The organism is Bradyrhizobium sp. SPXBL-02, from assembly GCF_051853065.1.
Classification (GTDB): domain Bacteria; phylum Pseudomonadota; class Alphaproteobacteria; order Rhizobiales; family Xanthobacteraceae; genus Bradyrhizobium.
Window position 1 is genome coordinate 2,332,857 of record NZ_CP182474.1, and the last position, 24,842, is coordinate 2,357,698.

A 24,842-nucleotide genomic window follows, 5' to 3' on the forward strand; every position below is an offset into this window, starting at 1 on the left:
AAAGGGTGGACGCTTGACGAGTGGCTTCGTTCTAGGAGTGTTCTTTGTGGCGCTTTATGTCGCTCTGAGCGCGGCAGGCGAGGTTTATGCGGCATCGTATTTTCAGCAAGCCGATGTCTTCGTGGCGCTCCTGCTGTCTTTCGCTGTGGTTTGTCTGACGTTCAACTTCTTGGCTCGCCACGAGGGAGGCGAAGCAAGAGCCGGTAAATGGCCGCTCCTGGTCTTCGTCGCACTTAACGTCGTGACGGCGATCAGCTGGATCGGCCTATTTATAGGACTGAAATACGCTGAACCTGCGATCGTGGCCGCTTTCATGGTGGCGTTGGGGCCTGCCGCAACAGTGTGGTTAAACGCCCTGATCAGGCGCAGGGGCGCCCCGCCAACATCCGATATTGTCGTGAGCGCTGCGATTGCGACGATCGGGACTTACATGATTTGGATCTCGGCCAGCGGCAATGCGGGCGTGCAGTGGGGGGCTCGATCGTCCTTTGGCATCGTCTTGGCCATCCTGGCCGGCCTATCGCTCGCCCTTACAAATATACTTGTCAAGGTGCTGTTCGATCGTGGGTTTTCCGGCCGACAAGTGCTGGCGCATCGCTTTTATGGAACCATTCTCTTGCTGCTGGGGCTGGTCGACTATTCATCTATCGTGCCTGAGATCTCGCAGCATTGGCTTCCGATCGCAGCAATTGGGCTGTCGACAATCGTTTTGCCTTTGCTCTTGATTCAGGAGGGCATTCGCCGCGTAGAGCCCTTCACCGTCAACATGGTCCTGTCCACCGCCCCCATCGTCACCTTCCTGTTCCAGTACTTCGATTCTCGCATCGTGCATTCGTCACATACGTTCGTTGGAAATGTCCTCATTACGGCTATCGCTGTCAGCAACATCTACTTGCAGTATCGGAGATCCGCATGAAAGAACGGAAATGTGTTGTCGTGGACGCATACTCTACCGGCCGCTACCTACCCGAAGAATTCAAGCGCTATGGAATTGGGACCGTGCATGTGATGTCGGCCGCACAGATTCCACCCATATTCCAAGCGCATTTCGATGCGGATCTGTACGATGAGGTCATGCGCCCCGGTGAACGCATGGGGTATGATGAGGTCGTTGAGTATCATCTTCAGGCTCTACATGGCAGAGAAGTTGAATTCGTTATCGCGGGTTGCGAGTCTGGAGTCGAACTCGCCGATTCGTTGTCCGAGCGGCTGGGCTTACCTTCAAACGGGACCGCGCTATCGGCGGCTCGGCGTGACAAAGCACGATTGTCTTGCGCGCTGACCTATGCCGGTGTGCGATCGATCAGACAAATCGTGTCTGACAATGCTGTAGAGATCGCAAGCTGGAAGCGCGAGGCGAACTTCGACGAGATTGTGATCAAACCTCTGAACAGTACGGGCACCGAGGACGTATTCTTTTGCTCGACAGATTCCGATATTCAGCGTGCTCTAAGAACGATTATCGGGAAGACGAACCGTGTCGGAGCATTGAATCGTTTTGCCCTCGGGCAGGAAAAAATAAACGGTCAACAATACACCGTAAACGCCGTCTCGATCCACGGAGATGCCTTCATTACGGAGGCCTGGACCTATGACACCGTTCCTGTCGAGGGGGCATCATCGGTCTGCTCACTCGAGAGATTGTTGGACGGCAGCGAACCTATCGTGCAGGAGCTCACTAACTACCTGAAACGTGCGTTGCAGGCACTTCAGATCCTCGAGGGACCGGCTCATGCCGAGATCATTGTCGATCATCGGGGGCCCGTTCTGGTGGACTTCGGGGCGAGGCTTCAAGGGACTATGTCGGCAAAAGCACGAACCATGGCGTTGGGACACAACCATATCACGCTGACCGCTTGGCGCTACGCAAATCCCGAAGGCTTTGGTGAGTACATGAGGATGCGCGGGCCGTACAAGCGGACGGCGCACGCACTATGTGTCTCCCTGATCTCCGACAGGGGCGGTGTCGTTGCCGGCTACCCGGGACTCGAAGCAATCCGCAAGCTCCCGAGCTTTGCGGATGCCATTGCATTCGTTCCAATTGGTGAAAAGCTGGTTCCGACCATCGATTTGGCGTCGACACCAGGCATCGTCTATCTCGTGAATGGCGACGAGAGTCAGCTTGACGATGACTATCGCAAGTTGCGAGCAATGCGAATGGACCAGGTGTTCGAATTGGTGGCGCGGGATAGCCAGTGATGGCAACTGAAGCAACCGTGACCGCAGCCGTTCCCGCCCACGCGGCGATGATCGGCGTAAGCGACTTCGACGGTGTGTTGCGAGGCAAACACGTCTTAGGTGAAGATCTCTCGGGTCGAGATAAAGTCATCAAGTTCTCTGAAGCAGTGCTGGCGTGGGATTGTTCGGATCGGGTCATTCCGATCAGTTTCACGCAGCAGCCATTAACAGCATTTGGGGATGCTGATCTGCGTATTCTGTCTGCCACCGGCCGCTCGGTGTCTGATGTCGGTAATCAATATCTCTACCTCGCCGAGTTCATTGGCGCACATGAGAACATCTGCCCGCGAGGTGTTCTGCGTAAGGTCCTGAGAAGGGCTGCTGACCTCGGATACAGATGCGCTGTCGGATTCGAGTTTGAATTCATGTTGTTCAAGGAGAACGCCGATACAATTGAGGATAAGCCGTTCAGCGAATGGGTTCCTTTAACGCGGGGTGCGTTCGGCTACTCGATTATGCGCTCTGTTGCTCAACATGAGCTGTTCGATGAGATCTTGGCCCTTTGTGAAAAGGCTAGAATACCTCTCAGCGGGCTGCACTTCGAAACGGGACCGGGCGTGGTCGAAGCGTCACTTCGTCATTGTGATGCTTTGGAAGCTGCCGATCGAGCAACCATATTCAAGTCGATGATAAAAGCATGGGCGCAAAGGCGAGGCATGATGGCTACATTCATGGCCAAGGTTTCCGAGGATTGGCCGGGCCAGTCCGGCCATATTCACATTTCGATGTCCTCGGGCGGTCAGAATGCATTTCACGACAGCAATGCGGCGGGCAACTTCTCAAAGCTTATGAGGCAATTCATCGCCGGACAATTAAACTACATGAACGAGTTTTGTGTGCTCGCTGCGCCGAACTTCAATAGCTACAAGAGGTTGGTGCCGGGCTGCTGGGCACCAATCTGTCCAAGCTGGGGATTTGACAACCGTTCCTGCGCGGTTCGCGTTATCTCGGGAGAGCCTTCTGTCCATCGTCTGGAATATCGGCTGGCAGGCGCAGACGTAAACCCATATCTTGCGCTCGCATGTGCCATTGGTTCCGGAATATTGGGGGTCGAGACATGTGTGGCACTACCCGCGTCGATCGCCGGCGATGCAAGCGTGGAAATGACCGCAAGACTACCTCAAAGCCTATCAGAGGCAACTTATCGTTTTGCACAGTCGGAAGCAGCGAACGAGGTTTTCGGAGAAAGGTTTGTTGAAACGTTTTCTTGCTCGCGCCGTTGGGAATGGGACGCCGTTCAGAATCGAGTGACCGACTTTGAACGTCGGAGATACTTCGAGATCATCTAGCTGGTCTTGACAGTTCTGTGCTTCATTCCTCTCGCAGCCACGTGAAGGGCGCTCCTCTCGTTAGGGGAGAACCGTGGGGAGCTGATGAGGTCTGCTGCCAACTGCTCTGTGGCCGCGATTGCGATTGCTTCGGTGCGATGCAGGTAAGATGCGCTCGACTGATTCAAAGGAAGACAAAAGGGCAATATTTGTCCAGTGGAGCGAAGCCGAAGAGTAGTGACGCGCGACGCTGTAGAACCGCGGAGCTCCGCGCGCGCGACGAGGTTGGCGTAGATCAGTGCTGACCAGGACGCGTTCCGCGCGGCGCTCTGAATTCACTGCCAGCGAAGAAGGACCAATCGCTTGTGGTCCTGGATTCATGAGAACGAGAAATGCTGCTTGGTCTATTTCGCGAAGATGCGTAAAGGATTGTCGCTCCAGCGCCCCGATGACGCGCTCTACAGGAGAGTACGCTTCGCAGACAAATGAGAAGAAGCGGCCGTTGAAATACACCCGCGATGAGACGTAGATGAGTGCGCGACCCAGCAGACTCCACGTCAGACGCTGGATCCCGGCAATGCAGCGTATGAGGGTGGTCTTGCCGTACCCTGGAGGACGACAGATTCCCGTGGGTCCGTCGGCATGAACGCTGGATCGCAACTAGTGAACAGTTGCAGGAGGTCAGCTGAACGGCAACTGCGATATAGCTCAGATCTGCTTCCCTCACGTGCCCGCACCTGGGCCGTTTATTTCTACCAAAATCGCGACAAGAATAGTCAGAAAAGCGACAACCAGCATCCCGCCGAGGGTCGCTGTATTGCTTGAGGTCGGCGTCTCTGCAGCTAAGAGGTTAAAAGGCGGACCGGCAGGATTGCACATGCCGTACGTCACGAGGGGGATGTTAATCCTATCAGCGTCATCGAGGAAATTGCCAGTCGGGCGTTGGGGCGTGCGGATCATGCATATAAGGCCGGTTTCCAGCCCCGCGGAATCGCCAGCCAGATTGACCGGCCGGAAGTTGTCCGCCGGTTGACCAGGGGCGGCTAGCGTCGTTTGGCTGTCGTAGGAGCCGCCAGTCCTGAAGCTTGATAGCACCTCTCCGGGACCGTTCTGCTTGAATGTCGCCACAGCTTTGACGCTCGAAGGACTTGCGCCAGCGGCAGCACTCGTTGGGTCTGAAAATTCAGGTGCAAGCAGCATCAAAGCCAGGTGGAACAGGATTAATCGGATCAGCCACATTAGAACTCCGAGATAGTCGCTGCGGCTTGCGTTCCTTGCGCGAGCTCCTGCTCGTTATCCAGCAATTTACGTGCCTCCAGAAACGATCCGGTCGGCCTAGGCCAGAGTAAGCTCGCATAGCCTAGGCCAGCGTGTGGAATCGCTCATCGCTTCGTCGAGTTTCAGACGCAGCCGGTTACGTCGCCCCATCGCCAACACCAGACGTCGACCGTCATAGCTCTCAGGGACGATCCGCTGCTTTTCGCAACATCCAATGGCGCCGTGCCCCCGTCGAGACGACTTCAAGGTGGAAACCTTCGGCCTAGGCATAAGGTCAGTCATACCCGATGCCGCCGCGCTGTTGCTGCGACCTGGCGATCACGATGTGTGGCTTCGCCACCTCCTCACGCTTGGTACAGCTAGGTTGAAGGCATTCGATTTTATGGCCTGCAGCTAGGGTTGAGTGGAGACACCCAATGTCCATCCGCCATCGACGAGAATGGTTTGACCATGGATGTGGTCAGCCAAGCTCGAGCTGAGAAACATCACAGCATCTGCAATTTGCTGCGGGGGCCTCGCGGGGTAAATGCCGAGCGTGAAGAGTGAACCATCTCACTCCACCTGATACGGATATTTACGGCTTTAAACGATCCTTCGCTCTCCTGCCGCCCGGAGGCCGCTAACTCCCGGTGAGGCGAGGAAGCCGCGCCGCAGGATGATCCTGTTGAGCTGGGCGGATCGCTGGCCGGGCAGAACAGCCGCCGAAGCCGGCGATCCTTACGACTCTCTCCGAGCCTTCGCGGCCGACAGGAACGCTCGGCCCATATCCGTGCCGAAAATCTCACGGCAGGCGATTCCCGGGTGGCTGTTGCGCATCAGCCAGCCCGTGCTAGCGCTTTCGCAAGCGCTAGCTTCCCAACGGCAACCGCGTCTCGTCCTGTCGCGAAGAAGACATTCCACTCCAAGAAGCAAGACGAGCCGCACAATTCGTTGGCCTGGCTTTTGCTACCGCAGCTTTTTTGGCGACGCGGTCGGTGCATTCAAAGCGCTAGATCGGTAGGGCCACAATTTCGGCACTGGCAGCGCAAGGAGGCACTATGCAATCCACCAATGGGGATGCACTATCGATCAAGACTATCGATCTTCAGGACCACTCTAGAGTCCTTGCGATCCTAACAACCGCATTTACGATGTGTCCTTTGTTGCGGTGGCTGTACCCTGAACCGCGGGAGTACCTGCAGCATTTTAACGGATTTATTAAGCACTACTGCGGCAGTCCATATTCGAGCGGCGCATACCTTAACGACGGCGACAAGGGGGCGATCTTATGGGACACAGCTGGCGAAAAGCGCGACAACACCAGCATGATGGAATTCCTTCTAAACAGCGTTCCTGCGCACCGGCGTTCCGAAACCGAAAGAGTTTTCGAAACTTTCGGTAAGTACAATCCGCATCAGCCGCATTGGTACGTGACCATGGTAGCCATTGATCCCATACATCAGCGATCAGGGCTCGCACGACATCTTCTTCGGCACACAACCGAGATCTCAGATGCCGCGCAGAGACCTGTGCACTTGGAGGCGACCAGTCCGCACGCGATGCGACTTTATGCTCAACAAGGTTGGAGTGTTTTGACGGAAGTCCAAGTCGGCGGTTCTCCACCGTTCTTCCCCATGTTACGCCAACCAAAGGCGTGATCGCTTGAAATGTTCGCAGGGGCTCTTGATGGTTGATCAACAACACGAAAGACGCATTGATGATCTATTTGAGACTATGAAGGCAGCGAACGAATCCTTCCTTGGTTATCCCTTCGCTAAAGGATTCAGCTACGAATCGTTGTGGCGTTTCATGACTGTTTCAGGCAACAATTTCGGCGGCCCCTTTGGCCCCCAATCCTATCGGATCAGCTCCCGTCTTCTGGAATGCGAAGTCATCGGGTTTTTTGCCCAGCTACTCCGAGCGGCTCCTTCTGAAGCTTGGGGTTAAGTTACGAGTACAGGGGCTGAAAGAAATGCGTATGGGCTATATCTCGGTCGAGAACTGTTTCCAGATGGACTAGGATACTTCTCGAGTGACAGACATTACAGTGTGAGGAAGGCTGTTCGGCTTCTCCGACTCGAGCATGCTGTAGTGCAGTCCGGCTGCAGTGGAGAAATTGCCTATGACGATCTTGCGCGAAAGGCGACCGCTTTCGACATCGGTCAGCGATTGTGGTAGCAAACATTGGGACCACAATGAAGGAGGGCAAGGACAACGTCAGCAAGGCTCGCGAAGCCTCACATGGCGCCGGACTTGAAGAGAGTTGCATTCATTCTGATGCGGCTCTGTGCGGGCCATATGCACTGTTCCAAAACCCGAGAACCGCCTTAGATTCTCTCCACGGTGTTGACTCGATAACGCTTAGTGGTCACATGTTGTCTGTCGCTCCCGTCCTTCGGGATTGTTTTAGCGCGCTAAGAGCACGTTCAGCGGCTGCTGCGAACTTCGAACTACGTTGATGCCACCTTTGAGCGGATCGCGCAGCGCGTACACCGATTGTTCGGCCGCGTTGGCCGCCTGCTTTTGCCATTGATGATCGCCGCTGAAGGAAATGATGCCGTTTACGTGTCGCCGTACATTGAAGCCCGCAAGACAGCTTATCAAGGCAGCTCAGCAGAGCCTCGAAGGGCGTGAAGCGGCCTGATTCATGGCGGAGTGCGATCGCCCTCACCACAGATGAGCTCCTGAAAACCCGCGACGCTTTGTCTGCACTTGGCGACTATGGCGGAAGCGACGGAAGTGTTGCCACGGCTCAGCCAGTCTGCGCGCACTTCATGTTCTGTCGCATTAGCCGGTGCTGACCGTCAAGCGTCTGGCCGCGCTTCTCAGTATTGCGGTGCCTGTATCCTCGCGAGCAACACCAGTCGAGAATAAGGTCTTGAAAGAGCGTGCCGGCTACGCGCGCAAACCCCATCTTCGCCGCGCCGGACGCGCTGTCGATCATTAGCCGCCCCTTCGACAAAGGACCCATTCTTCCCGCTGCGGACATCTGACAGCTGCTATGCCGCGCTGACAATCGTTGACGCCGCGAGCTGCGGCTTGGCGCCCCGGGCGGCCGCGTGGTGGGGCGGAGTTGCGTGAGACCCAAGCGACGCTGGAGGAAGAAGAATTAATAGATGATCGAGCCATTCTCCGGAGGGCCTCGAGAGTGGTTGACCTCGCATCAATGCACAGCATCACGAGTGATGCGCTCCTGGCGATAAGGCAGGACGATCATCAGCTCGACAGCAAAGGGCGTTACGTCTGCCGAACGTCTGAGGCAATCGTATTAAATGCCTACCAACAGCGCGGGATTAACAAGCCGCACTGTCCGACCGGTCGTGGTTCGCGGGCTTGCTCGCGTCAGCCATATCTCTTGGCAGCTTGTTAGATTTGCTACACCACCCAGCCGAATCCTTCCACTCGCTAGGCAGCTGAAACACCGGAAAAGTTGTCCATTATCTGTCTGGGGCCGCGGCATGGGATTTGCTCTATGAGCTGAGAGGCTCCGGAGCTCTGTTCGTGCCGCGAGGCACAGCAAAGGAAGGAAAAGAGCTTGCCAAAACTGCGATCGGAAACACTTCGGGTCGTCGGCAGAACCGTCAACAGCATTCTGGGCAGTACGGACGTAAGCGACGATGCCGGGCGAACTAGGGAGCATCAAAATAGTACGCGCGGGCCACTGCCGCCGCCTGCGCAATACCCTCACGCCGATTGTTGTATCCAGTCCCCACGCGGAGAAAGGCAGCGTGTTAGGCGTAGCCGATTCCGGAAGACCAGTGCATTTGTTCTCGACGATCGCCGAGAGGTTGTTCCGACGGAGTTCCGCCGTGTCCCACGCAATAACAGGAGTGCAAGGACCGAGTTGGATCAGAGGGGATATTTCGCTAGCCGGCACGGGGGAGTGGCGAACCTAAATTGGTAGGTTCTTGCCTGCCTGCAACGCACAGATGATCATACCATGACTTTCCGCTGGAGGACCGGGAAGCTGCGCTTGCAGGTCAGAACAACCGCCTCCAGCTTTCGCGATGTTCACTTTAACCTGCATCAGGAAATCGAACGCTATGATTGTCCGTAGCCTGCACGACGTTGAAGCGACCAATCACTTCGTCGATTGGGGCAATGGTACTAGCCACCGCCTTTTGACGGATGAGGACGGGATGGGCTTTAGCATCTGCCACACCGTTGTGCGCGCTAACACCGTTTCGCTTCTGCAATACCGGAATCATCTCGAAGCCTGCTACTGCATCGCGGGAGAGGGCGAGGTCGAGGATATGGACGGCAATGTCTTTCCCATTCGCAAGGGTGACATGTACGTGCTTGACAAGCATGACAAGCATTTCCTGCGCGGGGGACGGGATAAGGACCTAATCCTCGTTAGCATCTTTAACCCACCCCTTAACGGAACCGAGCGCCACAAGCTCGACGACCCGGCAGGATCCACGTATTGAGCGATGCGAAGACACGCCACTCTCATATGAACCGCTAATTGCCGGAAGCATTCGGTGGCGATCCAGCACTGCCTTGCACCTCACAACGCGGATCTCAGAAAAAATCATCGCCACCGTCTCGGCTGAGCCGCGGCCCAAGTATCGTTCGGCCGAGCTGATCAATCACTTCGGCATTCCAGGTCCAAACTTCTTACTCCGCAACACGTGGCGAGAGCCCCGAGGCCTACGCTGAATGATGGCGCACTCAATTGTACGATGTCGGGCAACGCTGTTGGACAGCTGACATAGCACCGCTATTGCTATCGCATTGATTGCGGTCGACTTCACCTTTGGCACGATACATGCGTAATCCTCTAAAGGGCATAGAGGAGAAGTCGTTCAATGAGAGGGCTCACCAGAAACTTAGGCCCGCTTGAGTGGTAGCTGCGACACTGCGTGCGACTGTGATGCGGGAGCTTGGCAGGGAGATTGAGGGATTTGGGGGCGAGGTTTCGTCGCATCAATGCAGGCCAGGTTAAGCCCTGAACAGATCCGAACCAGTGAGAGCGAGTTTTCTTGGTGCCGCGCCTGGATAGGACAGGCGAGCATGATGGCTGAACTGCTGAAAGTGTGAAGATGGTGCATCGATCTTCTCTCGGGCGCGCGATCGCCTACGATCCACACGATCGGGATAGACAGTCTGCCACGCCATCAACCTTCTCCAGCGCGTTTGTTGGCAGCGGCACGCCCGCCATCCGCTGCGCTCAGTTGGCTGTGGCGATGGACCACGTCATTGGTGCAGCGTTGTGTGGCGACTCCATATTTGCTCAGTGGGCGATTGGTGCGAACATTCGGTGCATGGAAAGTATTGAAGAGCTCTCATCCTTTTTAAAGGCTGAGCCGGTGGATTGGATCTTCTCAATTGCCCATCCATTCACATTGCCACAGGACGTGTTTGGGCGAGTGCGTCGGGGTGCTTTCAAATACCAGGACGGCCCATTGCCACGATGTGCGGCAACGCACGCGGCGTCCTGCGCGCTCCTGGCGCAGAAGACCGAATATGCCATCAAGTGGCACCGGATCGATCATGGCGTTGATCTCGGTGACGTCGTGGTTCAGCGCCAAGTGCTGGTTGCACCCACAGATTCCGCGCTGACCCTGAACCTCAAATGTCATGATGCTGCGATCGAGGGCTTTCACGAACTCTTAACCGGCCTTGAGAGCGGGAAACTTGCGGCCTGTCCGCAGCCGCTAGTGGACAGAAGTTCTGATCCGAGACAACGATGGGCAAATTCGGCAGGCTGTCTGCGATGGGATCGATCTGCGCAGGAGTTGTCAGCGGTGACACGGGCCCTAGACGTTGGGCCCTATGATCCGAATCCAATGTCTCTGCCCAAGGTTCTCTTAGGCGATCAGGCCGTCGCAGTCAGACACCTGGAGATATTGTCTCGGAGCTCGGGCCTTCCGGCAGGCTCCCTGGTTGAAGTCGATGCCGAGCATTGGCGTGTAGCGACGGGTACAGAGGATGTAGAGGTTTGCTTTGGCGAACCCGAGGGGCAGATGCTAGACGCGCGAGCCCTGGCCAGGCGCTTCAATGTGGAGCAAGGTAGTCGCCTTCCTATCGCGAGCGATGAACAGGTGCAGAGCATAATTGCCGCACATGAATTCCTAGTGCCTATGGAGGCGTTTTGGCGGCAGCGGCTCGGGCAGTTTAGAAGATTACAATTTCCTTTCCTGTCATCGTTCGTGGCTGCAGCGCCTTCACGATGGCAGTCGAGTTCGTGGTCCAGCCTGAGCACCTTGGCCAAACTATCCGCACATGATCGCTCGGATTATTTGGTAACGGCTTGGCTGATCTATCTCGCTCGGATCACGGGAGAGAAACAACTGCAACTGGGATGGAAGCCTGTATGTGATGGATTGCAAACTGGCTCCAAGCTCGCCCAGATGTTGATCGCCTCCGTCGTGCCGATGGATGTTTGCGTTGAGCTTGCTCATGATTTTGAAGAATTGCGCAAAACCGTAGCGGCCGAAGTCGCTCAGCTGAGGACGCACGCTAGCTTTGCCCGGGATCTCATCGCGCGGTGCCCAACATTGAGATGGGTGGAGGCGTTACGGTCGCGCCAGCCTTGGCCGATTGGCATTGCAATCACGACAGAGAGCGGTTCCGTTGCTGACGATCTGACGACGAGCCACAAAGCCGGCCAAGCCTTATGCGGCGATTTGCTGACTTTTGAGGTTCGCGCTCTCGATGGGAGCTTCCGCTGGCATTTTGATGCCGCTCGATTGGCGCCGAAGCAGATCGACCGCATGACGCAGCATTTGCAAGCCTTGTTAGGCGGCGTGATAGCCAATGTGGGGCAGTCTGTCGGCCGAATCGACATTCTGCCAACCGACGAACGCACCTATCTACTTGAGGCTTTGAATCGGACGGCGGCGCCTTGTTCGTTTGAACGATGCATCCATGAGCTATTCGAGGTGCAGGTGCAAAAGGCACCGGAAGCGGTGGCGGTGGTCCATGATAAGGAGAGACTGAGCTATGGCGAGCTGAATGCGCGGGCCAACCGGCTGGCGCATCACCTGATCGAGCTCGGAGTCAAGCCTGACCAGCCGGTGGCGATCTGCGTGGAACGCAGCCTAGCGATGGTGGTCGGTCTGTTGGCGATCCTGAAGGCCGGAGGTGCCTATTTGCCACTGGATCCCGCTTATCCGTCAGCGCGGCTGCGGCAGATCGTTGACGATGCAGAACCGAAACTGCTGCTGTGTGATGTCGTCGGTCGAACCGCATTGGGCGCCGAGGCCGTGGCCGATGTGACCGTGGTCGATCTGGAGAGGGCGATCCCGGCCTGGACCGAGCGGCCGCCTTCGAACCCGGACCGCGCCACACTTGGCCTCACATCGCGTCATCTTGCCTATGTGATCTATACCTCCGGCTCAACGGGAATCCCAAAGGGCGTGGAAATGTCCCACGGCGCGCTTGTGAATTCGCTTGAGGGGATTAGCACGTCAAAACTGCGCACACTTCAATTCGCGACCCTGAACTTCGATGTGTCCTGCCAGGAATTGTTCATCTGTTGGAAGGACGGCGGAGTGCTTGTGCTCCTGCGGGAAGAGACCCGGAGGCACTTCTCCGACCTGCTGGAATTTGTAGAGCGGGAGGCGATCGAGCGGCTTTTCCTTCCATTCGTCGCATTGAACCATTTTGCGGAAGTCTGGATCGCGCAGCGCGTGCAGCTGCCTTCTTTGAGAGAGCTTTATACAGCCGGCGAGCGATTGCAGGCCACTCCACTGCTGAGAGCGTTCTTCGAAGCACACCCCAACGCGAGATTGATCAATCAATATGGGTCCACGGAAATCAGCGTCATTTCCGAGCACCACCTTGCAGCTGATCCGTCATGTTGGCCCGAGATGCCTCACGTCGGGCGCCCAATTACGAACACGCGGGTGTACCTGCTGGATGGCCATGGCGCGCCGGTGCCGTTCGGTGCGGTGGGGGAGCTTTACATTGGCGGGGCGGGGGTGGCACGTGGCTACCTGAACCGCCCTGAGCTGACCGCCGAGCGGTTCATCGCCAGTCCCTTTGTCGAGGGCGATCGGCTGTACCGGACCGGCGACCTTGCACGTTATCTGCCCGACGGCAATCTTGAGTTCCTGGGCCGTAACGACGACCAGGTGAAGATCCGCGGCTACCGCATTGAGCCGGGCGAGATCGTCGCGCGGCTTTGCGAGCACGCCTGGGTGCGCGAGGCGGTGGTGGTGGCGCGCCAGAACGGCGGCGGCGACAAGCATCTAATCGCCTATGTGGTCTGCGCGCCCGAGGCCGGCTCGGGCGAGGGCGATGGAGGGGGGCTTGCGGGCGCGTTGCGCGCGCACTTAAGTGCGCGGCTGCCGGACTACATGGTGCCGAGCGCGTTCGTGCAGCTGGCGGCGCTTCCGCTGACGGTCAACGGCAAGCTCGATCGGAACGCGCTGCCGCCGCCGGCCGATCAGGCCTATGCGCTGGCGGCCTATGAATCGCCGCAAGGTGCGGTCGAGACGGCGCTGGCGCGGATCTGGGCCGAGCTCCTTGGTGTCGAGCGCATCGGGCGCAACGACCACTTCTTCGAACTGGGCGGCCACTCGCTCCTGGCCGTGCAGATGACAAGCCGGCTGTCACAGGCGGTTGGGGTCGAACTGCCGCTGTCGACGCTGTTCGCAAGGCCAGTGCTGGCTGACCTGGCGGCCAGCATCGTGGAGCTGTTGGGCCGCTCCGGTCCGCAACAGCTGCCGTCGATTGCAACCGTGTCGCGGCATGAGCCGCTTGTGCTGTCGTTTGCGCAGCAGCGGCTATGGTTTTTGGCGCAGCTTCACGAAGGCAGCACCAACTATCACATTCCGCTAGCCTTGCGACTGCGCGGGCTCCTCGACCGCAGGGCTTGGCAGCGCAGCCTTGACCGTCTGTTTGCGCGTCACGAGGCGCTGCGCAGTGTCTTTGTCGCGACGCAGGGCAAGCCTCGGGTTGAGGTTCTGCCGCCGGATGCGGGGCTGCCGATACTTGAGCAAGATCTGCGGGAGAGATCGGATGCGGAAGCGGCACTTTTGGATCTGTGCCATGAAGAGGGGCGCACGCCGTTCGATCTTGCGCGCGGTCCGCTGATCCGCGGTCGGCTGATCCGCATCGCCGACGAGGAGCACGTCTTCCTGCTGACCCAGCATCACATCGTCTCGGACGGCTGGTCGATGGGCTTGCTGTTAGGTGAACTTAGCCAGCTTTACCGGGCATTCGAGGCTGGGCAGGACGATCCTCTGCCGCCGCTTGCGATCCAGTATCCGGATTACGCCGCCTGGCAACGCCAATGGCTCTCGGGGGAGCGGCTGCAGAAGCAGGCGCAGTATTGGCGCAAGGCCCTTGCAGGCACGGCCCGTCTGGTTTTGCCGACGGACCATGCGCGGCCTGCCCAGCAGTCGTTTGCCGCGGCGGCGGTCCCGATCCTCATCGATGCGGATCTGACGCGGGAGCTGAAGCGGCTGAGCCTGCAGCATGGTACGACGTTGTTCATGACGGTGCTGGCGGCCTGGGCGGCGGTGCTGTCGCGTCTGTCGGGGCAGGACGATCTTGTGATTGGCGTGCCGAGCGCCAATCGGGGGCACCGTGAGATCGAAGAGCTGATCGGCTTCTTCGTCAACACCCTGGCGCTTCGGCTGGACTTATCGGGCGAACCGAGCGTGTCGGAGCTTCTGGAGCGGACGCGGCGCACGGTGCTGGCTGCGCAGGAGCATCAGGACCTGCCGTTCGAGCAGGTGGTGGAGATCGTGCAGCCACCCCGGGCTCTTGATCACACGCCGTTGTTGCAGGTGATGCTGGTCTGGGAGAACAATGCGGTTGGGTCATTGGACCTGCCGGGACTGAGTGTGGAAGCTGCCGGCGAGCAGATTGATCAAGTCGAATTCGATCTGGAGCTGAGCCTTGGCGAGCATGGCGAGGAGATCGCCGGAACGCTGGCTTATACCACGGCGCTGTTTGATCAGGCGACGATCGAGCGGCAGCGTGGTTATCTGATGGCGCTGCTGCGGGCGATGGCTGCCGATTCACAGCAAGAGGTCCGCCGGATTGAGCTGCTGCCAATCGCCGAGCGGACGTATCTGCTGGAGGAGCTGAACCGGACGGCGGCCCCGTATCCTGCGCAGCGCTGCATTCACGAGCTGTTCGAGGCGCAGGTACAGAAGACGCCGGATGTGGTGGCGGTGATCTGCGAAGATGAGCGGCTGAGCTATGGCGAGCTCAATGCGCGGGCCAACCGCCTGGCGCATCACCTGATCGCCCTCGGGGTCAGGCCTGGGAATCGCATTGCCACGGTGCTGGACCGCTCCGTCGCTCTTCTGGTGGCGCAGCTGGCTATTCTAAAGGCGGGCGGCGTGTATGTACCGATCGATCGCGCTCTTCCGTCGGCGCGACAAGAATCGCTGATGGCCGATTGTGCTGCACGCTTGGTACTCTGCGGGGATGGTCTGGTTGAGGCGAGGATACTTGGTCTGGCTACTGAGCCGCTCATAGCTGGAGCGGGATCTAGTTCCGATCCTGGGTTGGCGTTAAGCCCTGAAAGTGCCGCTTACGTCATGTACACCTCGGGCTCCACGGGGCTTCCCAAAGGAGTTGTTGTTCCTCATCGTGCCGTCAACCGGCTCGTGATCAACAGTGGGTATGTGAAGATCAATGCAGGAGATCGGGTGGCATGGGCTGGCAATCCCGCCTTCGACGCAAGCACATTCGAAGTATGGGCACCGCTGCTTAATGGTGGTTGCATTGTTGCCATGCATGCCGCCACCGTCAGGGATACTCCCAGTTTTACCCGGGCGCTTGAACAGCACCAGGTGACGTCACTGTTTCTAACAACAGCATTATTCAATCAATATACATCATCGATCGCTCCGACGTTGGCGCAATTGAAGCACCTCCTCTGTGGGGGTGAGCGCAGCGATCTTGCCTCGTTTCTGAGATTGCTAAAAGAAAAGGGCCCCGTACGTCTCATTCACTGCTACGGCCCGACCGAGACGACCACCTTCGCAACGTTCTGGACTTGCCCGGCTGATTTCAAGGGTGCGGTGGTCCCGATCGGGCGCCCAATTACGAACACGCGGGTGTACCTGCTGGATGGCCATGGCGCGCCGGTGCCGTTCGGTGCGGTGGGGGAGCTTTACATTGGCGGGGCGGGGGTGGCACGTGGCTACCTGAACCGCCCTGAGCTGACCGCCGAGCGGTTCATCGCCAGTCCCTTTGTCGAGGGCGATCGGCTGTACCGGACCGGCGACCTTGCACGTTATCTGCCCGACGGCAATCTTGAGTTCCTGGGCCGTAACGACGACCAGGTGAAGATCCGCGGCTACCGCATTGAGCCGGGCGAGATCGTCGCGCGGCTTTGCGAGCACGCCTGGGTGCGCGAGGCGGTGGTGGTGGCGCGCCAGAACGGCGGCGGCGACAAGCATCTAATCGCCTATGTGGTCTGCGCGCCCGAGGCCGGCTCGGGCGAGGGCGATGGAGGGGGGCTTGCGGGCGCGTTGCGCGCGCACTTAAGTGCGCGGCTGCCGGACTACATGGTGCCGAGCGCGTTCGTGCAGCTGGCGGCGCTTCCGCTGACGGTCAACGGCAAGCTCGATCGGAACGCGCTGCCGCCGCCGGCCGATCAGGCCTATGCGCTGGCGGCCTATGAATCGCCGCAAGGTGCGGTCGAGACGGCGCTGGCGCGGATCTGGGCCGAGCTCCTTGGTGTCGAGCGCATCGGGCGCAACGACCACTTCTTCGAACTGGGCGGCCACTCGCTCCTGGCCGTGCAGATGACAAGCCGGCTGTCACAGGCGGTTGGGGTCGAACTGCCGCTGTCGACGCTGTTCGCAAGGCCAGTGCTGGCTGACCTGGCGGCCAGCATCGTGGAGCTGTTGGGCCGCTCCGGTCCGCAACAGCTGCCGTCGATTGCAACCGTGTCGCGGCATGAGCCGCTTGTGCTGTCGTTTGCGCAGCAGCGGCTATGGTTTTTGGCGCAGCTTCACGAAGGCAGCACCAACTATCACATTCCGCTAGCCTTGCGACTGCGCGGGCTCCTCGACCGCAGGGCTTGGCAGCGCAGCCTTGACCGTCTGTTTGCGCGTCACGAGGCGCTGCGCAGTGTCTTTGTCGCGACGCAGGGCAAGCCTCGGGTTGAGGTTCTGCCGCCGGATGCGGGGCTGCCGATACTTGAGCAAGATCTGCGGGAGAGATCGGATGCGGAAGCGGCACTTTTGGATCTGTGCCATGAAGAGGGGCGCACGCCGTTCGATCTTGCGCGCGGTCCGCTGATCCGCGGTCGGCTGATCCGCATCGCCGACGAGGAGCACGTCTTCCTGCTGACCCAGCATCACATCGTCTCGGACGGCTGGTCGATGGGCTTGCTGTTAGGTGAACTTAGCCAGCTTTACCGGGCATTCGAGGCTGGGCAGGACGATCCTCTGCCGCCGCTTGCGATCCAGTATCCGGATTACGCCGCCTGGCAACGCCAATGGCTCTCGGGGGAGCGGCTGCAGAAGCAGGCGCAGTATTGGCGCAAGGCCCTTGCAGGCACGGCCCGTCTGGTTTTGCCGACGGACCATGCGCGGCCTGCCCAGCAGTCGTTTGCCGCGGCGGCGGTCCCGATCCTCATCGATGCGGATCTGACGCGGGAGCTGAAGCGGCTGAGCCTGCAGCATGGTACGACGTTGTTCATGACGGTGCTGGCGGCCTGGGCGGCGGTGCTGTCGCGTCTGTCGGGGCAGGACGATCTTGTGATTGGCGTGCCGAGCGCCAATCGGGGGCACCGTGAGATCGAAGAGCTGATCGGCTTCTTCGTCAACACCCTGGCGCTTCGGCTGGACCTATCGGGCGAACCGAGCGTGTCGGAGCTTCTGGAGCGGACGCGGCGCACGGTGCTGGCTGCGCAGGAGCATCAGGACCTGCCGTTCGAGCAGGTGGTGGAGATCGTGCAGCCACCCCGGGCTCTTGATCACACGCCGTTGTTGCAGGTGATGCTGGCCTGGGAGAACAATGCGGTTGGGTCATTGGACCTGCCGGGGCTGAGTGTGGAAGCTGCCGGGGAGGAGATTGATCAGGCTAAGTTCGATCTGGAGCTGAGCCTTGGCGAGCATGGCGAGGAGATCGCCGGAACGCTGGCTTATACCACGGCGCTGTTTGATCAGGCGACAATCGAGCGGCAGCGTGGTTACCTGATGGCGCTGCTGCGGGCGATGGCTGCCGATGCACAGCAAGAGGTTCGCCGGATTGAGCTGCTGCCAATCGCCGAGCGGACCTATCTGCTGGAGGAGCTGAACCGGACGGCGGCCCCGTATCCTGCGCAGCGCTGCATTCACGAGCTGTTCGAGGCGCAGGTACAGAAGACGCCGGATGCGGTGGCGGTGATCTGCGAAGATGAGCGGCTGAGCTATGGCGAGCTCAATGCGCGGGCCAACCGCCTGGCGCATCACCTGATCGCCCTCGGGGTCAGGCCTGACCAGCCGGTCGCGATCTGCGTCGAGCGCAGTCCGATGATGGTGGTGGGGCTCTTGGCGATCCTGAAGGCTGGCGGGGCGTATGTGCCGCTGGACCCTGCCTATCCATCGGCGCGGCTGCGCCAGGTGCTCAACGATGCGGTGCCCCGCCTGCTGCTGACCGATGTGGCCGGCCGTGCAGCCTTGGGCGCGCATGTGCCGGCCGATGTGAGCGTGGTAGAACTCGATGCTGCGGCGCCGGCCTGGACCAGCCTGCCGGAAGCCGATCTTGACCCGCGCGCTCTCAGCCTGACCTCCCGCAATCTCGCCTATGTGATCTACACCTCGGGATCCACAGGCACGCCCAAAGGGGCACAGAATGAGCATCGGGCTATCGTCAATCGCCTGACTTGGATGCAAAAGGCCTATGGTCTCAAGGCAACTGATGTCGTGTTGCAGAAGACGCCATTTAGCTTCGATGTCTCGGCCTGGGAGTTCTTTTGGACCTTACTTGAAGGAGCAACCCTTGTACTGGCCCCGCCTGGTGCGCATAGAGATCCCGATGCATTGGTCGACTTGATCGTCAGCCTGGGCATCACGACGGTTCACTTCGTGCCATCCATGCTGGTCAGCTTTATGGATGCGAAGAGTGTTGAACGCTGCACGTCGCTGCGGCGAGTTTTATGCAGCGGCGAGGCGCTCCCTGCCGCCAGTGCGCATAGGGTTCGGCGCGTATTGCCCTGGACGGGCCTGCACAATCTATACGGTCCGACTGAGGCTGCGATCGACGTTACAGCCTGGAATTGCCCGGCTGAGTTTAATGAGGCCATTGTCCCGATTGGCCGCCCTATTGCGAACACGCGGATCTATTTGCTGGATGGTTGTGGCGCGCTGGTGCCGTTCGGTGCGGTGGGCGAGCTTTACATTGGTGGGGCGGGGGTGGCACGTGGCTACCTGAACCGCCCTGAGCTGACAACCCAGCGGTTCATCCCCAGTCCCTTTGTGGACGGCGACCGGCTGTACCGGACCGGCGATCTGGCACGCTACCTACCGGACGGCAATCTGGAGTTTTTAGGGCGCAACGACGAGCAGGTGAAGATCCGCGGCTTCCGCATCGAGCCGGGTGAGATCGTCGCTCGGCTTTGCGAGCACGCCTGGGTGCGCGAGGCAGTGGTGGTGGCGCGCGAGGATGGTCGCGGCGAGCAGCGCCTCGTTGCGTATGTCGTTGCCGCAGAAGCTGAGGAATCTGATTTCGCCGGCGGTTTGCGGGCGCATGTGAGTGCGGGGCTTCCGGACTACGTGGTGCCGAGCGCGTTCGTGCGGCTGGCGGCGCTTCCGCTGACTCCGAACGGCAAGCTCGATCGAAAAGCGCTGCCGACCCCGGGCGACGAGGCGTATGCGCGCCGGACCTACGCGCCGCCACAGGGCGAGATGGAGACGGTGCTGGCGCAGATCTGGGCCGACCTGCTGGGGCTGGAGCAGGTCGGACGGCACGACAACTTCTTCGAACTGGGTGGGCACTCGCTCTTGGCGGTGCAGATGATGGAGCGTCTGCGGCGGCGCTCACTGGGCATCGAGGTGCGCACCTTGTTCGTCAAGCCGGTGCTGGCGGATCTGGCCGCAAGCCTGCGCCGCCATCACGAAGTAGCAGTCCCGGGCAATCTGATCACCGAGCGGAGTGCGGCGATAACGCCGGAGATGTTGCCCCTGATCGAGCTGGCGCAGGATGAGATCGACCGGATCATCGCCACGGTACCCGGCGGGGTTTGCAACATCCAGGACATTTACGGCCTGTCGCCGCTGCAGGACGGCATCCTGTTCCATCATTTGTTAGCGGCAAAGGGCGATCCATACCTTTTGGTGTCGCAGATGGCGTTTGCCGAGCGTGGGCTGCTCGAGCGCTATCTTGCCGCGGTCCAGCGGGTGGTGGATCGGCATGACATCCTGCGTACCTCCTTCGTCTGGGAGGGGTTGTCGCGGCCGGCCCAGGTGGTGTGGCGGGAAGCGCGACTGGAGGTGATCGAAGTCCAGCTCGATGGCGGTCATGGCGCTGGCGCCGAGCAGCTCAGGGCGCGGTTTGATCCCCGCCGGCACCGCATCGACCTTGGCCGGGCGCCACTGCTGCGGTTTGTGATCGCGCCCGAGCCCGGCAGCACGCGCTGGCTGCTGCTGGAGCTGCAGCATCATCTGATCGGGGATCACACCACGCGGGACGTGATGCATGCCGAGGTCCGGGCCGAGCTGGAGGGGCGCGAGCATGAACTGCCGGCGCCGCAGCCATTCCGCAATCTGGTGGCGCAGGCACATCTACGCGGTGATGCCAAGGCGGATGAAGCCTTCTTCCGGGAGCTGCTGGCCGACATCGACGAACCGACCACGCCCTTCGAGTTGAGGGAAGTGCGAGGCGACGGCGGTGGGGTTTGTGAGGCGCATCGCATGCTGCCGCCAGCGCTCCGTACGCGGCTGGTGGAACAGGCCCGCCGGCTGGGCGTGAGTCTGGCGAGCCTGTGCCATCTGGCGTGGGGGCAGGTGGTGGCGCGCAGCAGCGGCCGCGAGCAGGTGGTGTTCGGCACGGTGCTGTTGGGCCGCCTGCAGGGCAGCGCGGGCGCCGACCGCGCCATGGGGCTGTTCATCAACACCCTGCCGTTGCGACTTGATCTTGATCAGACCGCCGTCGAGGCGAGCGTGCGGACGACGCACGCCCGGCTGGCCGAGCTGCTGGCACATGAGCATGCCTCGTTGGCGCTGGCTCAACGCTGCAGCGCCGTTGCGGCGTCGGCGCCACTGTTCAGCACGTTGTTGAACTATCGTCACAACAAGGCGCCGGTTGTGCCCGGCTCCGGGGCGGATGATGTCTTGTCGGGTATGAAATGGTTGTCTGGGGAGGAACGCACCAACTATCCGCTGACCCTGTCGGTAGAGGATTTTGGCGAGGCGCTGGGCCTCACTGTGCAGGTGGCGGAGCCCATCTCGGCGGATCGGATCTGCGGCTACATGCAGCGGGTGCTCGAGCAACTGGCAAAGGCGCTGGAGCATGCCCCGGACACGCCGGTACGCGAGCTCGACATCTTGCCGGCCGAGGAGCGCACCTATCTGCTGGAGGACCTGAACCGGACGGCGAAGGCCTACCCATCGGAGCTGTGCGTCCATGAGCTGTTCGAGGCGCAGGTGCACAAGGCGCCGGAGGCGGTGGCGCTGGTCTGCGAGAACGAGCGGCTGAGCTATGGCGAGCTCAACGCGCGGGCCAACCGGCTGGCGCATCATCTGATCGAGCTCGGGGTCACGCCGGACCAGCCGGTGGCGATCTGTCTTGAACGCAGCGTGGCGATGGTGGTTGGTATCTTGGCGATCCTCAAGGCGGGCGGTGCCTATTTGCCGCTCGACCCAGCCTATCCCAGCGAGCGGCTGCAGCAGGTTGTTGACGATGCCGCGCCGCGGCTGCTGCTTTGCGATCTCGCTGGTCGCGCAGCACTCCGTCCCGAGGTGCTGACCAATGTGACGGTCATTGATCTGGATACGGCCACAGCCTGGGCCGAACGGCCGGCTTCGGACCCTGACCGGCGGACGCTTGGCCTCACATCGGGCCATCTCGCTTATGTGATCTACACTTCAGGATCAACCGGAACCCCAAAGGGGGTCATGGTCGAGCATCGGGGGTTGGTCAATCTGCTGTCGGCTCAGGTTGGCCTCTTTGGCGCTTCTTTCAACAGCCGAGTCCTGCAGTTCGCCTCCATTGCTTTTGATGCAAGCGCTTGGGAGCTTGTTATGGCGTTTGGCTCCGGAGCCTCTTTGCACTTGCCTGCGGAAGCGATCCGGCAAGCGAGTAACAAGCTATCGGATTATCTCCGAAGCGAGGCCATCACCCACGCGACATTACCACCCGCGTTGCTTCAGACAAGCAAGGATCTAGAAGGTTTGGCAGCGCAAGTTCTCATTCTTGCTGGAGAGCTGCCCAAGCCCGAACTCATTCGAAGTCTGACCCCAGCATCAATTGTCAACGCTTATGGCCCGACCGAGGCGACAGTCTGCGCGACGTTCTGGACTTGCCCGGCTGATTTCAAGGGTGCGGTGGTCCCGATCGGGCGCCCAATTGCGAACACGCGGGTGTACCTGCTGGATGGCCATGGCGCGCCGGTGCCGTTCGGTGCGGTGGGCGAGCTTTACATTGGCGGGGCGGGGGTGGCACGTGGCTACCTGAACCGCCCTGAGCTGACCGCCGAGCGGTTCATCGCCAGTCCCTTTGTCGAGGGCGATCGGCTGTACCGGACCGGCGACCTTGCACGTTATCTGCCCGACGGCAATCTTGAGTTCCTGGGCCGTAACGACGACCAGGTGAAGATCCGCGGCTACCGCATTGAGCCGGGCGAGATCGTCGCGCGGCTTTGCGAGCACGCCTGGGTGCGCGAGGCGGTGGTGGTGGCGCGCCAGAACGGCGGCGGCGACAAGCATCTAATCGCCTATGTGGTCTGCGCGCCCGAGGCCGGCTCGGGCGAGGGCGATGGAGGGGGGCTTGCGGGCGCGTTGCGCGCGCACTTAAGTGCGCGGCTGCCGGACTACATGGTGCCGAGCGCGTTCGTGCAGCTGGCGGCGCTTCCGCTGACGGTCAACGGCAAGCTCGATCGGAACGCGCTGCCGCCGCCGGCCGATCAGGCCTATGCGCTGGCGGCCTATGAATCGCCGCAAGGTGCGGTCGAGACGGCGCTGGCGCGGATCTGGGCCGAGCTCCTTGGTGTCGAGCGCATCGGGCGCAACGACCACTTCTTCGAACTGGGCGGCCACTCGCTCCTGGCCGTGCAGCTGCTCAGTCGAGCGCTAAATCTTGGGCTGAGTTTTAGCGCCAACGACCTCTTCCGAGCCCCTATTCTGAAGGAGCTTGCATCGAGGGTTCGTTTGGAGGTGCAGCCCAGTAACTCCGGGGTGATTTCCGTTCGTGTGACTGGATCCCAGCCACCGCTCTTCTTCGTCCCCACAGGTTTTGGAGATTGTTCGTATGTCCTCTCTCTGGCTGCGCAAATGGACGCAGACTGCTCGGTCTACGCTCTGCCATGGCCCCCTTTCGATGATGTTTGTCCGCCAACCCTTGAGGCGATGGCCGCGCAGCTGATTATTGCGATTAAAAGGATCCAGCCACGTGGCCCATACCGCTTTGCTGGATACTCGTCAGGTGCAATCCTGGCTTATGCAATTGCCGAGCGGTTACTGAGTATTGATGAAGCGGTGTCATTCATGGCGTTCATCGATGTTAGTCTACCTGCGGCTTATTCAAACGCTTCACTGAAGAATTTGGCGCGAGAATTTGTTTTGGATCGTTGTGGAATCTTGCGCGATGAATATCGCGAAGTTTTGGAACGCGACACGGAACAATGTTCCATCTCTGAGTTGCTTGAAAAGGCCCAGCAAATAGGAGCGTTACCTGCAGGTCACGATCTCCACAGTGACGTTTCGATGTATCGAAGGGCAGCGAAATTTTACCAAGCGCTACGATCGTATCGCATTCCGTCGCTCCCGATTGAAATATATCAGTTTAATGCCACTGAGCCTCTCGGTTGTTGGGCACCGCCTGACAAACAAACTAATCGCGGTGCAAACTTACCAAAGCTTGGCTGGGACATGGTCGTAAATGCGGGGGCCATTCATGCGGTACCTGTTCCAGGCAACCACGTGACAATGGTGGCCAGTCCCGAAAACCGCCAAGTTCTGGCTCAAGCCATTTCAACGGCCTTGATCGGGACTGTTGAATAGAGTCAAAGAATGTTCTCCGAAGGCTCAGGTTCGAAGTTTAGTCTCGAGCCCCAAATTGCCGATGCGGCATCTGAAGTAGATGCCAAAGATCGCAAATTACGGCCGCAGAACTATGGACCACGTAGCTCGGCTTAGCTTCGCAGTCCAGCATGGTATGCAAGTATCATTTTATGACGGCCTAACCGGAGGTCTAGTGTATCAGCTAAATCATCCTTTTCCCGCGCATTCGGACGGCTACTTCTTCAACACTATCCCTATCGCGCGTGCCATTCGCCTCACTGAGCCAGCGTAGCGGCCCAGTTCAGCAGCTATCTTGGTTGCGCCAACTCCCTTTCGAGCTAGCGTGACCAGTTGTCGGACCTCCTGCTCGGCCCATTGCTTGGGTTTTGACTTCTTCATGGTGTGGCCCTCCAATCAGCACCAATTTGCGAGCATGACTGCTTGCGCGCACTTGGGAAATTTACGGGTACCCTTAGGGCTTCACATCAGTGCGCGTGTAGCCTTAAGTGCTCCCGGCTATACTTTGAGCGAGAGCTAGGCTGTTCGTTCCAATCAACCAATTACTTCGGCAACACTGTCACGATGCTGGTCTTACGTTTCGGTATCTTTGAAGCGATAATCCAAATGTGCAGGGCGAATTCATCTTCTATCTGTGCTGCTGTGTCCTCCTCTTTAGCATAGACGAAGAGGATGCTACCCTCGACTTCGTCGAAGCGCGCCTGCGAACAGGCTGTCGAACCGGCTCGCGTCGACGATTAGAGCCATGCGGCTTGAATTGCGTAATCGTGAATGTCCGGGGAGCTGCATATGTCAGAGATCGACACTCGGCGAGCTGGTGCAAGCCTCTTGCTTAGCTTGGTCCTCCGATAACGCCTTTGCGCTGCAAGTCATCGAAGATCGTCCCGACAGAGCTAGATGCGTTCGCTCCATTAATGTCATCGCCGCAACTGCCACTGAG

At 59.6% G+C, this 24,842-nt stretch carries 10 protein-coding genes; 7 read left to right on the forward strand and 3 right to left on the reverse strand.

Features of this window, described 5'->3' with window-relative positions; translation table 11 throughout:
• The first annotated feature begins 46 nt into the window (after positions 1-46).
• Genes ACNJYD_RS10565 through ACNJYD_RS10575 form a run of 3 tightly spaced genes read left to right on the forward strand, consistent with a single transcriptional unit; the run spans position 47 to position 3,527 of the window.
• On the forward strand, positions 47-916 hold the full coding sequence (locus ACNJYD_RS10565) for an EamA family transporter (RefSeq protein WP_439366278.1): 870 nt from the start codon (positions 47-49) through the stop codon (positions 914-916).
• On the forward strand, positions 913-2,199 hold the full coding sequence (locus ACNJYD_RS10570) for an ATP-grasp domain-containing protein (RefSeq protein WP_439366279.1): 1,287 nt from the start codon (positions 913-915) through the stop codon (positions 2,197-2,199). Before ACNJYD_RS10565 ends, ACNJYD_RS10570 begins: the two co-directional genes overlap by 4 nt.
• Positions 2,199-3,527 carry a glutamine synthetase family protein gene (locus tag ACNJYD_RS10575; protein WP_439366280.1) on the forward strand — a complete coding sequence of 443 codons (1,329 nt, stop codon included), beginning with the start codon at positions 2,199-2,201 and terminating at the stop codon, positions 3,525-3,527. Before ACNJYD_RS10570 ends, ACNJYD_RS10575 begins: the two co-directional genes overlap by 1 nt.
• A gap of 702 nt (positions 3,528-4,229) precedes the next feature.
• Here the strand turns inward: ACNJYD_RS10575 and ACNJYD_RS10580 are convergent.
• Positions 4,230-4,745 carry a hypothetical protein gene (locus ACNJYD_RS10580; RefSeq protein WP_439366281.1) on the reverse strand — a complete coding sequence of 172 codons (516 nt, stop codon included), beginning with the start codon at positions 4,743-4,745 and terminating at the stop codon, positions 4,230-4,232.
• Positions 4,746-5,177: 432 nt separating this feature from the next.
• Complete coding sequence (locus tag ACNJYD_RS10585) at positions 5,178-5,270, reverse strand: hypothetical protein (protein ID WP_439366282.1); 93 nt, start codon at positions 5,268-5,270, stop codon at positions 5,178-5,180.
• Positions 5,271-5,821: 551 nt separating this feature from the next.
• Here ACNJYD_RS10585 and ACNJYD_RS10590 point away from each other — a divergent pair.
• The 3 genes from ACNJYD_RS10590 (at position 5,822) to ACNJYD_RS10600 (ending at position 9,193) form a co-directional block, all read left to right on the forward strand.
• Positions 5,822-6,421: a GNAT family N-acetyltransferase gene (locus tag ACNJYD_RS10590; RefSeq protein ID WP_439366283.1), complete on the forward strand. Its 600-nt coding sequence runs from the start codon at positions 5,822-5,824 to the stop codon at positions 6,419-6,421.
• A 28-nt stretch (positions 6,422-6,449) separates the two neighbouring features.
• Positions 6,450-6,710, forward strand: a complete 261-nt coding sequence (locus ACNJYD_RS10595; protein ID WP_439366284.1) for a hypothetical protein — start codon at positions 6,450-6,452, stop codon at positions 6,708-6,710.
• A gap of 2,096 nt (positions 6,711-8,806) precedes the next feature.
• Entirely contained in the window at positions 8,807-9,193 is a 387-nt protein-coding gene (locus ACNJYD_RS10600; protein ID WP_439366285.1) for an ectoine synthase, read from the forward strand.
• Between the two features lie 897 nt (positions 9,194-10,090).
• Here ACNJYD_RS10600 and ACNJYD_RS10605 read toward each other — a convergent pair.
• On the reverse strand, positions 10,091-10,372 hold the full coding sequence (locus ACNJYD_RS10605; protein ID WP_439366286.1) for a hypothetical protein: 282 nt from the start codon (positions 10,370-10,372) through the stop codon (positions 10,091-10,093).
• Positions 10,373-10,732: 360 nt separating this feature from the next.
• Here ACNJYD_RS10605 and ACNJYD_RS10610 point away from each other — a divergent pair, with 360 nt between their 5' ends.
• The gene (locus ACNJYD_RS10610) at positions 10,733-23,884 is read left to right on the forward strand and encodes an amino acid adenylation domain-containing protein (protein ID WP_439366287.1); all 13,152 of its coding nucleotides are present in this window, start codon (positions 10,733-10,735) and stop codon (positions 23,882-23,884) included.
• Positions 23,885-24,842: the final 958 nt, after the last annotated feature.